Genomic DNA, 12,235 nt, shown 5'->3' with positions numbered 1-12,235 from the left:
TGAATAAACTTATTATCAAAAAAAGCGGAAGAAGCGCGATTGCTTCCCCGCTTTTAAATGTACATGTCTATCATTTACACTTGTACGTTTGTCTATCTTATAAGTTAGCGAAGTATTCTAAAGTACGTACTAATTGTGCAGTGTATGACATTTCGTTGTCGTACCAAGCAACAGTTTTAACTAATTGTTTGTCGCCAACTGTCATTACTTTAGTTTGTGTAGCATCAAATAATGAACCGTAAGTCATACCAACGATATCTGAAGAAACGATTTCGTCTGTGTTGTATCCGTAAGATTCGTTTGAAGCTTCTTTCATTGCTGCGTTGATTTCGTCAACAGTTACTTCTTTTTCAAGAACTGTTACTAATTCTGTTAATGAACCTGTTGGTACAGGAACACGTTGAGCAGCTCCGTCTAATTTACCGTTCAATTCAGGGATTACTAAACCGATAGCTTTAGCAGCACCTGTTGAGTTAGGAACGATGTTTGCAGCAGCAGCGCGTGCACGGCGGAAGTCACCTTTAGGATGAGGTCCGTCTAGAGTCATTTGGTCACCTGTGTAAGCGTGGATAGTTGTCATTAATCCTTCAACAACACCAAATTTGTCGTTCAATGTTTTAGCCATAGGAGCTAAACAGTTAGTTGTACATGAAGCACCTGAGATAACTGTTTCTTTACCAGTTAATGTTTCGTGGTTTGTGTTATAAACGATTGTTGGAACATCGTTTCCGCCAGGAGCAGAGATAACAACGCGTTTAGCACCAGCTGTTAAATGTTTTTCAGCTGCTGATTTAGAAGTGAAGAAACCAGTACATTCTAGAACGATATCTACGCCTAGTTCGCCCCATGGTAATTCTTCTGGGTTGCGGTTAGCTAATACTTTAACTTCTTTTCCGTTTACGTTGAATGAACCTTCATGAACTTCAACTGTTCCGTTGAAACGTCCTTGAGTTGTGTCGTATTTTAACAAGTGTGCCAACATTTTAGCATCTGTCAAGTCGTTGATTGCTACTACTTCGATTCCATCTACATCTTGGATACGACGGAATGCTAGACGTCCAATACGTCCAAAACCATTAATACCTACTTTAACTGTCATTTAAGATTTCCTCCTTATGAAAATCAAAAAAATATTTATTTTAAAGGGTTACCCCTTTTAAAATCTCGTTTGCAGCAGCTTCATCAGTGATGAGCCACGTTTGTTTTGGTGCATTTTTCATATAAGCTCGAATTGCTTTGGCTTTTGATTTTCCGCCCGCTATCGCCATGATGATCGGGACTTTCGCCAAATCTTGCAATTCTATACCGATTCTAGGGACCTTATAAACAACTTCGCCTTTTTCATTGAAAAAGTAGCCAAAGGATTCCGCTACAGCATTTGCTTGTTTCAGCATGACTAATTCTTTTTCAGTCATCTTTCGACGTGCTGCCATGTGTAATGCACGCCCAATACTATGAATAACACAATTCGCCTCACTAATCAAGTTTAAGACTTCTTGGATAGATGGCTCATTGAGTAAAGAATTGTAAGTTGCCAGACTTAATTGTTCCGGAACATAAAGTGCACGGTGGTTTCCATTTGCTTTAGCAGCCATTCTTGCACTGACAGAATTTGCCTGTACAGTTATCGCTTCACCAATCCCGCCTCTTGCAGGGACAAACAAGTTATGCCGTTTTTTATTTTCCAGATTAGACAATTGTTCTGCTACAACTGCCATGGTGGTTCCTCCCATCACAGCGATGATATTCTCGCCTTCCGGAAGCAGTCGGTCTAAGGCTTCACTCAGCGCTTCGCCGAATGCATCAGCCACTTTGGTTTGCTCTTCGCTGTTTCCTGAAACAACGATACAGCGCTGATTACCAAAATATTCTGCCAACTGTTGTTCGGTTTGATGCGTACCTAAAAGCTGATCCATGAAGTTTTCAAGACTTTGATAAACTTCTTCGCCCTTAGTTGTCAGCGTCATACCGCTTTTTGAGGTATCGATCAAATTCAGATTTTTCAAAAGGTCTGTTTCTGTTCGCAATACTCGTTCTGTTATCCCCATACTTTCCGATAAACTTCGACGTCCAATCGGCTGCATCCAATAGATATTTCGTAAAATTTTATAGCGTTCTTGCAACACTTCGATAATATCTGGTGCAACAGATTCAATCATTTTTATTTCATCTAGCATAGCGATCTCCTTAGTTGGACACTTTACGTCCAATGTAGACTTAAAACGACCCATATACGATAAAAAAAAGAAATTAACTTTTCAAATTTCACATCAATAAAGGGAAATCTCAACCTCACGACTGTTAGTCTAACAGTTTTTCTTTCGTTTTTCAACTAAAAAGATCAGAAAAAGCAAAATACTTTTTCTGATCTTTTGGATGATCAGTTATCATAACGTTTTCTTTTTGATGAACTTGGGATTCCTAATAAATCACGGTATTTTGCTACCGTTCGCCTTGAGATCGCTATCTCATCTTTTTTCAGCAATTCAACCAATTTCTGGTCCGACAACGGCTTGCTTTTGTCTTCTTGATCAACTAATTCCTGCAACTTTTTCTTCGCAGTATCTGCCGAAAGGTCTTCTGTCTGTTCTGCACCGTTAGTAGGGATTCTTGCAGTGAAAAATTTCTTTAACTCAAATACACCGAAATCTGTTTCCAAATATTTCCCGTTGACAGCTCGACTGACCGTAGATTCATGCACATCTATCTCAGCCGCAACTTCCTTTAACGTAAGAGGTTTGATTGGCCGCCCCTTGTCGATAAAGAAAGCTTTTTGTCGAGAAACAATGACTTGAGCAACCCGCAAAATTGTATCCCCGCGTTGGAGGATCGTTTTCTTCAACCATTCGAATTCCTGTTTCCGTTCTTTTAAATAATTTTCAGTTTCTTTATCTGCTTGTTGTGACATTTGCTTGAAGTAGGTCTCTTGGAATCGGATATTCGGCTGGTTTTTTCGGTTTGAGATGACTTGTACATTTTCATCGTCCACTAATACCCGGACATCAGGAATAATGTACAATTCGCTACTACGGTCGAAAATTCGTCCAGGACTTGGGCTCAATGTTTGCAAATAGTCGAATATTTGCTGAACAGCGTGTAAATCAACAGAAAAACGCTGCGCAATCTCTTTCCATTTTCGCTCCACCAATTGCTCAAAACATTCTTCTAGCACGATATAAGCTAGTTCCGGCGCATAATCATCCCGTTCCGTTTGAAGCATGAGACATTCTTGCAAACTACGTGCACCTACTCCAGCTGGTTCTAATTGCTGGATCAGTGTCAACGCATCGAGCATTTGAATAGGCGTCGCTCCGATCTCTTTTCCAGCTTCCTCTAAACTAATCGTCAAAAATCCGTTCAAATCGATGTATTCTACAAGATAAAGAACGATTTTCCTCAAAAAAGTATCTCGATAATTCAAATGGACTTGTTCGATCAATGAATCAAATAAAGACCCTTTTGTATCAGGAATCTGATTTAGGTAATTTGTCTCTTCTCCTTCATAAGAAGGTGAAGAAGCTTTTATGTAATCTGGCTGCCATTCCGGCTCAACAACTTCCACCAATGGATTTTCCATTGCTTGGTTCTCAACGAATGCCAACAGCTCTTCACTGTTATATTGTAAAACTTGGATGGACTGCTGCAACTGTTGCGTCATGGCTAGTTTCTGTGTCTGCTGCTGTTTTTGTGAAAAATTTTGCTCAAATTTCATTTTTTTGTCCAATCCCCTTGTAATTTTTTATCTGTTTAGTTACAATTATCCCAGTGCTTGCGTCCTTAGTGTAGTGGATATCACGTAAGATTCCGGTTCTTGAGACGGGGGTTCGATTCCCTCAGGACGCGTTAGTTTAGAATCGTTGGTATAAAAAACCGATTCAGACACCTTACAAAATGTAAGGTGTCTTTTTATGTTTTCGAGATACATAAAAAGATACATTACCTTATACCTTTGCCTTTGCATGTTCCAGGACCGAAGCAAAACTATCATACACACTTGAATCGACAAAATCTGGAGCATTTACATAGATTTTAATAACTCCATATCGATCTTGACTTTGAGTCAAAATAATTCGACGATTATTGAAATCAATATGTTGCCACTGTAAAGCATAAGATTCGCTTTTTCTATCTTCCAAATGCATTTGTAAGCATAAACAAGACATAATCTTGTAATATAATCTTGTCATTATTTAGATCATTCTGAGCTGCTTCAATCCATTCAATCAATTCCTCCGCTGTAAGAAACTCACCGTCCAATCCTCTTTTCATCTTTAACTCTCTTTTTTAGGAGAGCTTAAATTTTTCAAAAGTTTTCCTAATCGATTGTACTCAATGTAATCGAGTTGCTCAGCAGTATCAAATATTTGAAGAAAATAGCCTTTCAGAGCTTTAATGCTAGCATATTCTTTAGCTTTTTTCATCATTAGCCGAGATACTAATTCTTTTTCATTGTTAAGATAGTTTAAACTGTACTCACAAAAAATTGGTATCAAGTGTTCTCGAAAGTAAAACTTAGTATTTTCTAAGGTTGCAGTACTTGGTATTTTATCAGTTCTACCTGTCATATCCATTTCATATCTTTCAATCCACACATCTTCATAAAATTTAGAAAATTTGATATTTCCCTTTTGTTGTAAAAAGCGTGAATTCTTTTCTACAATTACCTTATTTATATTTTCTTTAACGTCCTTCTCTTCTTTTTGAGCCAGTTCAAGGTTCTTCCAAGTTTTTTGATATCTTGTTTGTTGAATCCCGGTTATCTCTCTAAACTCCTTGGGATATGGAAGATTCACCTTATAGCTGCCACTCGCTTGTTTATTTATTGCCATAGTCTTCTCCTTTCTCAACAGCAAGCGGAGTATTCAAAATTCTATATTTAGAGTTTAACATATTTTATTACTGGATTAAATGCTTCATCATCTAGTGATTTAAACACACTTCATTGAATCGAATGACTCCTTGAATCACCGTTCTTGGCAACCCCCGTTTTATCCAACGATCCATAGTAAATAATGTATTCACTATTTCACGATATACACATTTATCTAAAAAACGAACACTCTATTTACAACAAATTGACCAATTTTTTTTCAGAATGATGACGTTGACAGTCAGACAGTCTTGCTCTCTATTTTCGCCATAGAAGATTTGTATAGAGAAAAATATGGAAATATGGGTACTAGATATGCATTAATTGAATCCGGCTGCTTTTTACAAATACTACAGTTATTACTGTTAAATGAAGGGATACACTGCTGTCCAATGGGTGTAATAGATGATTCCTACATCAATGCTGAGGAAGAAGCCTTATTACACATCATAATTAATTAGCAGATGATAATAAAAAAATTTTCACAACAACAGTGGAAATTTGAGAGGAGGTAGCAACTATGAAGAATGAAAAGCCTAAGTTTGAGAAAAAATCTGTTCAGTCTTGTGCAAGTGCAATGAAGTAATCTCAAAAAAGAGGGCATTGAATTAATCCATGCCCTCTTTTTGCGATTTTTTTAATCTATAACATAGCAAGTTTTTAGAAAGATCTATAGCTTCAACATAAACAGAGGGTTTTGTATAGATGAGCTCAAACTCAAGCCTTTCAACAACTTTTATTGATCGATAGTTATCTTCAAATATTTCACACCATAGACTTTCAAATTTTTTTTCTTCAAAACAATACCAGACGATCTGTTCAAGAGCTTCTGAACCAAATCCCAATCCCCAAAATGGTCGTGCTATCCAATAGCCTATGGTTGCCTCTGATTTTCCTTTCACCGTTTCACATTCATCAAAACCGATACTACCGATAATACTATTTTCTTCTTTTTTACAAATTGCATAATTATTTTTATTTAATAATACTGATTGGATAATTTTCTCACTTTCATCGATACTAGTATGAGGACTCCATCCGACCCTTGGACCAACCTCAGGATCAGAGGCATATTTGAAAAGACTTGAGCTATCAGTTAATTTCCAACTTCTAAGATATAATCTTGCCGTTTCCATTTCTCTCATTACCACACTACCTCTCATTTAACTTTGTCTATTCAAAAAGAATTTCTTCTTATGTAACCCCGAATATAAATCGCTAAGATAAGAGAAGTAACAATTTATATTGGTAGACTAAACAACATAAAAAATAGAATTTTGAACTCCGCTTAATAGGTACATTTATAGATACATTCAGTCTAAAATCTATTCAAATACATTACAATTTAAAATAGTAACTATTAGACAAAAGGCTAATTAACCAATAATAAAACATCTTAAAAATTTATAAAATAACACTACGGTTCTTGAGACGGGGGTTCGATTCCCTCAGGACGCGTTCTATTGCCATTTTAGCATAACTTCCGAATGTTTGCTTCTTTATTTTTCAAGTGAAAACTGTCCACCAAAAAAATTGGCGGACAGTTTTTTATTATAAGTATACTTGTTTTCACTTACTGGACTGGCCGATGATCGTTTCTGCCATAATAGTTCTCGACAGTCGTTGGATGCCCTAATAAATCCCCCACTGTCGTGATGCGATACCCTTGCTCTTGCAGATAATCGATCACTTGAGGAACGGCACGAATCGTTTCAGGATAAATATCATGGAATAAAATAATTGCACCATCGTATACTGTTGCTTGGATCTTCTGTAAAATCAAATCAGGATTTCTTGTCTTCCAATCTTCTGAATCAACCGACCATTCGATGATTGGCCGCTGGATAACACTTGCTCCTACACTTGTGATCGAACCATAGGGCGGACGAACGAAAGTGGGGGTTTTACCAGTGGCTTTTTTGATCTCAGTGTCTGTTTTTGTCACTTCCTCCGTAATCGACTGGGCAGAAAGCGTCGCCAGATCCTGATGATCATATGTGTGATTGCCAATCTCGTGTCCTGCTTCTGCTGTCTGCTTCACAATTTCAGGATGTTGCGCCGTATTTTCTCCTAAAACAAAAAAAGTAGCATGCACGTTTTTTTCTTTAAGTATTTGCAACAGCTGTGGTGTTGTGGTCGCTCCTGGTCCATCATCAAAACTGATGGCAATACTTTTGACAGTCGGCTCTTGGACAGTTTCTGTACTTTCTTGTGTTGGTTCTGGTTCAGTTGATTGACTTTGTGTTGATTTCACTGATTCTTGAGTGGATTCATTGACGCTAGCTGTTTCAGTCGACTTGTTTTTATTCGTTGATTGTTCTGATTGATTGAAAGATTGTGATGAGTGCTCCGATGAAGTTACTTGTCCTTTCTCTTCGCTGATCAAGGAGGCGACCGAAGTGACTTCGAAAAATAAAAGCACGGATAAAGCAATGATACTGATAACTAAATAATTTCTTTTCACTATATCTCTTCTTTCTCTTTTTCTCTTCTTAATTACTTACTTGAAAATAACTGTAAAAATTGAAACTGCTAGTCGCAACTACTTCTCGCCTAATGATCCAAATAATCTTCCGATGCCAAAATCGTTTTTGTCACGGACTTCGGAATGACAAATTCTGGTGTTCCCATATAACCAGGAGCAATTTCATATTGAGAAAAAGTCAGAACTAATTGATGTTCTTTATTCAAATAAAAACTTCGTGTTGGTGTAACAAGTGTTGGTTTTTCTATCGTTCCTTCTTGAATATCTTGTTCAGTCCAATAGTACTTAGACGGATCTTCCTTGACTTGTTCGGCCATTTGCCGCTTGACTTCTTTTGTCAAAACAGATAGATAGGTGTCATCTTTGAATAACAGCGGAAGTGAGAGCTGGACACTGTTTTTCTTGTCGATTGTGTCGTATCTTTTTTCAACGTGGCTATCCGCTGCTGTTTGGGTAATCTGTCTTTCGATCACAAGAAACCGGTCATCGTCTACGATTTTCTGATAATCACCCAGAACTTGGTAATGATCCGTTTCAAGATTTCCATATTCTTTTTCAGCTTTTTTGAAATCTGCTTGTCCTTCGTGAAAGTATTTTTGGTTTAATCCATGAATCGTTTTGTTTTCTTTCTCATTTTGAGTATGGATCTTCGGTACTTGAATATCGATTTTTTCAGATTGATCAGTAAAACGTTCGCCTAAGATCAATTCAATGACTGATCCTAAAATGGGCAAGTCTTCTGCAAAGCTTCGAACTTGACTATTAAAAAGGAGACTACTTGTTGTAATCATCACGATAGCCAAAGATACTCCAAACCCTTGGAGGCGTCTCTTTCTCCGTCTTGCTTTTATGAATGATTGCTCTTCGATAAGAAAACGCTGACGGATCTCCTCTTGAAGCCCTTTTGGAATTTCTTGTTCTTTATAAGTTTTCTTTAGTTTTTTTAACTTTTCTTTTTGGGAATACATAGCGGTCTTCTCTCCTTCATTCTAGGATTTGACGTAAAACATTCAGTGAACGATACATTTTTGTTTTAACTGTGTTTTCGTTCATATCTAAGATAGTCGCAATTTCTTTCAAACGAAATCCTTCAAAAAAGTAAAGGATCAGAATCTCTTTTTCCGGACTGTCTATTTTATCTAAAATCATATGGAGTTCTGCAACGGAAGTTTCTAAAGGTAATTGCTGCGGGATATCTTGAATTTCAAATAAGTCAACAGGTGTCCTTTTTTGTTTGCGCCAACTATCTAATGCCGTGCGGATCAATATCCGGTAAAACCATGCATTAAAATGCTCGATTTCTTTTTCTTTTTCAAAATACTTCAGTGCTTTATGGAAACTATCTTGCATCACATCTAAGGCCTCTTCTTTATCATGTACGTAATTCATCGTGATACGGAACATTTTTTGATAATCAGTTTCGATGAGTCCATTCAGCAGGTGACGGTATTTTTCAATCTGCCGTTTTTTCTTATATCCAGTAAAAATCATTCTCCACTCCTTTCCGCCTCACTTAATATGACGTACAAGGTACGCTAAAAGTTTCAATTATTTTATTTTTTATGTATTTACTTTGAATTTTTATATACAAAAAAGAAGGTGTGACAAAAATCATGTCACACCTTCTTATTCTGATAGCTTCAACGTCTCTGTTGCAACCTCTGATACACGGTGTTCTAGAAGTAGCTTCTTCGGAAATAAGTGGAAATTTCTTGAAGTTGGCCACTTCCGTCACAGCCTCTACAGTAAATGATGTTTATTCTTTTTCAGAGTCAGAAAATTCTTCCTCTTCATAGTCTTCATCATCATCGTCTTCGTCTATGATACTTAAATCTTCTTCGATATTCCCAGGCAAGTCTTCTTCATCATCTGTTGGGTCATCTGCTCCAATTTCTTGCAAGTCAGAATTATAAGCAGCGATTTCTTCATCTTCATCATCATCGTCATCAAACAGATCATCGTCGTCTTCTTCTGTCAGATCTGTATCTTCTGGGTCATCGTCATTGTAATCGATCGCGTCTTCATCATCATTGATAAAGGCGTTGACTTTCTTGCGTTTACGGCGACGCGGAGTATCTTCATCCTCTTCGTCCATTCCATGGTTTACTTCTTCATCGATCGAATCGATAGCATACCATGAACGCAAACCCCAACGATTATCCCCTAATGAGATAAAGCTGCCGTCAATATTCAAGTCAGTATAAAATTGTGCGAGTGAATCACGAATTTCACTATCTGATTTGCCAAGATAGTTTTGGATTTGGTTGGCTAAATCAGAAAAATCCATGACATCGCCACGTTGTTCTAAGATCGCGTGTGCTACTTCGATCATTGATAATTCGCTTTTGTTTGCACCTTCAAATACACTAATTTCCAATCAGGACACGTCCTTTCACAGTCTACTCCTTATCATACAAAATCAGACACAAAAAATCAAACTTTTCTTTTATATTGTATGTGTCTGTAATTTTCCGAGAAGCTCTTTTCTCTTGATAAAATTAAAATAAGATTAAAACACCTCCGCGCATGCGCTTTGTGTTAAGTGTTATTTTATTTATTTTTTGTATCGTTTTTGTTGTTTTCTTCCCCCTTACTTTAACACATCTAGCTATTTTTTCAAGAATTAAGTCACAAAAAATTTTTCGTAAATTGTTTATTTTAATATGAAAATACTCTCCATTAATTCTTGTAAAAAATAAAAAAACAGGGTAAACTTATTTTGATAAAATTAAAATAAGTTTTAGACTAATCCCAGTACACAATTAGTCTATCTAGCTCTTTGTGTTCTTTACAAAGGGGCTTTTTTTATTTGCCTTTACACCAGTCCAATCGCTGTTTAGTGAGATTGGACGGTTTTGAATAATTAATTGTATAGTTTTTTACACTGTCTACTTTTTCCCCTTCATCATCAAAAAAGTGATTAGGACGATTTCCTAGCTCTGCTACTAATTGATCATCTAAGGCAAATGCTTCTTTCCACTTTTCCAAAAAGATTTCTTTCAATGTTCCATTTCGCTTCGTGGTCAATAACCATGCCATTGCTTCTAGCCCTCTTCCCCAGTATTTACTATTTCGTTTCATCCGGAAAGTTAAGATCCGATGAAGACTCTCCATAATTCCAATTCCTTGTTTTTCTCCAGATAGCTCTCGAATATGATATGGCTTAATAATTTTCCAATTCCTTCGTAAATACGCTCTTAACTTTTTGACATGAGTTTCTTGTTCTTCTGTCTCTGCATGTGATTCTAATGTATCTAATGCACATTGCAAGTCTTTAGTAGAATAATTATTAATTGCTTTTTGAAATACAGGAATTAGTTCTGGAACAAAGACACGTTGTTCCAGCTTTAACGAAATATGGTAACGATCCAAAAAGTGTTCATGCCTTTTCACCACGGGCAAAAGACTTTTAAACGTCTTTTGGCTATAACCTTTTCCGCCATCTGAATTAGTCACAATGACGGTGTTTTTCAAATTATAAGTACGATACAAATAGTTTTCTAAATTATCCATTGTTTTCTTATGTCCTAAGCCAACAAATTGTTTCAAATTCTTAGTTTTTTTTCGTTGTCCATTTGTTTCTATTCCTTCATGAACAATGAAATGCGCCAGTTCTTTGTTTTTTCCATCTTTGCCACCAACAAATACACCATCTCCTTCAATATAGAGGTAGTCAACTTTATGAGTACCTTCTGTCCCATATTCTTCAAGATAGCTTTCATGCTCTTTGTATTTCTTCCCGTATTCATGAACTACTTTCATTACAGTATCTTTTGAGGCAGTTATATTCGTTAAAGTTTCAATCAATTCTGAAGATTTTCGGTAAGAAGTTGCCATACTTAACTCTATAAGTGAATATTTTGTTCCCACTGAGTATCTTGTATAGCGTTCAATTCCTAATAACTCGTCGATAGGATAAACAATATGGCCATTTCTCTCAACTGGTGTACGTGTGTAAGTAAGTTCTCCAAATAAAAAGTAAACACTGCGTTCAGAACATTTTCCAAGTTCATATCCTTTTGCTTGATATTTTCGAAGCAGTTCAGATTCATACATTTTGATATATCGATTAAATAGATAATTCATTAACCTTGTACTAAGTTGCAATAATTGCTTCTCCTTTACAATAAAATCTGTTTCTGAAAAAAATATATTTTGTAAGTCTGGCAAAAAAGCAGCAAACATGTTGTCGTTCTTATCCTTTCTATTTTCGTTGATTATGTACGTGCCAGGTAAAATAAATCTGGCATTATTTTTTGTGCATTGTTTCAATGATTCTAAGTAATAATTGCGCGAATTCTTCTGGTGTATAGTTCATAAGTAGTGTTTTCAATAGGTATTCTAATTGTTTGCGCTCGATTTGAGACAACTCAGACTGTGTCAAAACTTCGTTTATATGTTTTAAAAATATTTCATTTGTCACACGCTTGTTTACTTTCTACCTCGATTCCTTGGTATACTACCATCTGTTCCATACACAGATACAAAAAACTTCTCTTATCTGTCATAACTGCCGAATCAACGCTGTTAAAAATGCGGAAGCGTTTGGACGACCTTGTTGAGTGACGTAACCAGCTTGTATTGCTAGTTCATTTAATTTCTCACGATCAGAAGGATACAAAGAAAACATAAAATCTTCTTTTCGTTCTTTTTCTTGGTACGCCATTTTTTTTATAACATTAGACGGTTGAACAATGTTTTTGGCTGTTTCTTGCTTTTTCGTAACAACTTTTTGTTGAATAGCTTCAAAGTGATTCATCATTTATTTTCCTTTCCCCGTAATATTATTTTAATCAATATATTCAAGTTTTAACAAGAATAATTTTTTCATAGGTATTTTCCATAGGTATTTTCCATAGGTATTTTCCATAGGTATTTTC

Annotated in this window: 13 protein-coding genes and 1 tRNA gene; 2 read left to right on the top strand and 12 right to left on the bottom strand. The window is 36.2% G+C overall.

Annotated features, from left to right (window positions below):
• Positions 1-97 precede the first annotated feature (97 nt).
• From gap to rpoN, 3 genes are all read right to left on the bottom strand, one after another.
• The gene (gene gap, locus AB3I00_RS00070; RefSeq protein WP_002292818.1) at positions 98-1,099 is read right to left on the bottom strand and encodes a type I glyceraldehyde-3-phosphate dehydrogenase; all 1,002 of its coding nucleotides are present in this window, start codon (positions 1,097-1,099) and stop codon (positions 98-100) included.
• Between the two features lie 40 nt (positions 1,100-1,139).
• On the bottom strand, positions 1,140-2,231 hold the full coding sequence (locus AB3I00_RS00065) for a sugar-binding transcriptional regulator (protein WP_016628649.1): 1,092 nt from the start codon (positions 2,229-2,231) through the stop codon (positions 1,140-1,142).
• Positions 2,232-2,380: 149 nt separating this feature from the next.
• Positions 2,381-3,712: an RNA polymerase factor sigma-54 gene (rpoN, locus tag AB3I00_RS00060; RefSeq protein ID WP_368024561.1), complete on the bottom strand. Its 1,332-nt coding sequence runs from the start codon at positions 3,710-3,712 to the stop codon at positions 2,381-2,383.
• 59 nt (positions 3,713-3,771) lie between these two features.
• Here rpoN and AB3I00_RS00055 point away from each other — a divergent pair.
• A tRNA-Arg gene (locus AB3I00_RS00055) sits at positions 3,772-3,843 on the top strand.
• A gap of 282 nt (positions 3,844-4,125) precedes the next feature.
• On the opposite strand, the gene AB3I00_RS00050 is transcribed toward AB3I00_RS00055, so the two are convergent.
• Together AB3I00_RS00050 and AB3I00_RS00045 are read right to left on the bottom strand one after the other, a co-directional pair.
• Complete coding sequence (locus tag AB3I00_RS00050) at positions 4,126-4,269, bottom strand: hypothetical protein (protein ID WP_368024560.1); 144 nt, start codon at positions 4,267-4,269, stop codon at positions 4,126-4,128.
• Positions 4,270-4,271: 2 nt separating this feature from the next.
• Positions 4,272-4,829: an integrase gene (locus tag AB3I00_RS00045; RefSeq protein WP_368024559.1), complete on the bottom strand. Its 558-nt coding sequence runs from the start codon at positions 4,827-4,829 to the stop codon at positions 4,272-4,274.
• Between the two features lie 292 nt (positions 4,830-5,121).
• Between AB3I00_RS00045 and AB3I00_RS00040 the strand changes: the two genes are divergently transcribed.
• Positions 5,122-5,331, top strand: coding sequence for a nitroreductase family protein (locus AB3I00_RS00040; protein WP_368024558.1), 210 nt, complete (start codon positions 5,122-5,124; stop codon positions 5,329-5,331).
• Between the two features lie 147 nt (positions 5,332-5,478).
• On the opposite strand, the gene AB3I00_RS00035 is transcribed toward AB3I00_RS00040, so the two are convergent.
• The 7 genes from AB3I00_RS00035 to AB3I00_RS00005 form a co-directional block, all read right to left on the bottom strand.
• Positions 5,479-6,015 (bottom strand): GNAT family N-acetyltransferase, encoded by a 537-nt coding sequence (locus AB3I00_RS00035; RefSeq protein ID WP_228173583.1) that lies wholly within the window; start codon positions 6,013-6,015, stop codon positions 5,479-5,481.
• A 428-nt stretch (positions 6,016-6,443) separates the two neighbouring features.
• A complete protein-coding gene (locus tag AB3I00_RS00030; protein WP_368024557.1) occupies positions 6,444-7,334 on the bottom strand; it encodes a polysaccharide deacetylase family protein in 891 nt (296 codons plus the stop codon).
• Positions 7,335-7,423: 89 nt separating this feature from the next.
• Entirely contained in the window at positions 7,424-8,323 is a 900-nt protein-coding gene (locus tag AB3I00_RS00025) for an RsiV family protein (protein WP_002314665.1), read from the bottom strand.
• Positions 8,324-8,339: 16 nt separating this feature from the next.
• Positions 8,340-8,846: an RNA polymerase sigma factor gene (locus AB3I00_RS00020; protein ID WP_002334868.1), complete on the bottom strand. Its 507-nt coding sequence runs from the start codon at positions 8,844-8,846 to the stop codon at positions 8,340-8,342.
• 265 nt (positions 8,847-9,111) lie between these two features.
• Positions 9,112-9,732, bottom strand: a complete 621-nt coding sequence (gene rpoE / locus AB3I00_RS00015; RefSeq protein WP_002292825.1) for a DNA-directed RNA polymerase subunit delta — start codon at positions 9,730-9,732, stop codon at positions 9,112-9,114.
• A gap of 428 nt (positions 9,733-10,160) precedes the next feature.
• Positions 10,161-11,462, bottom strand: a complete 1,302-nt coding sequence (locus AB3I00_RS00010; RefSeq protein WP_368024556.1) for an ISLre2 family transposase — start codon at positions 11,460-11,462, stop codon at positions 10,161-10,163.
• A gap of 397 nt (positions 11,463-11,859) precedes the next feature.
• Entirely contained in the window at positions 11,860-12,114 is a 255-nt protein-coding gene (locus AB3I00_RS00005) for a hypothetical protein (protein ID WP_368024555.1), read from the bottom strand.
• Positions 12,115-12,235 lie beyond the last annotated feature (121 nt).

Origin of the sequence: Enterococcus sp. C76, assembly GCF_040886985.1 — a bacterium.
Lineage (GTDB): Bacteria > Bacillota > Bacilli > Lactobacillales > Enterococcaceae > Enterococcus_B > Enterococcus_B lactis.
This window is presented reverse-complemented; position numbering and strand designations above follow the sequence as displayed.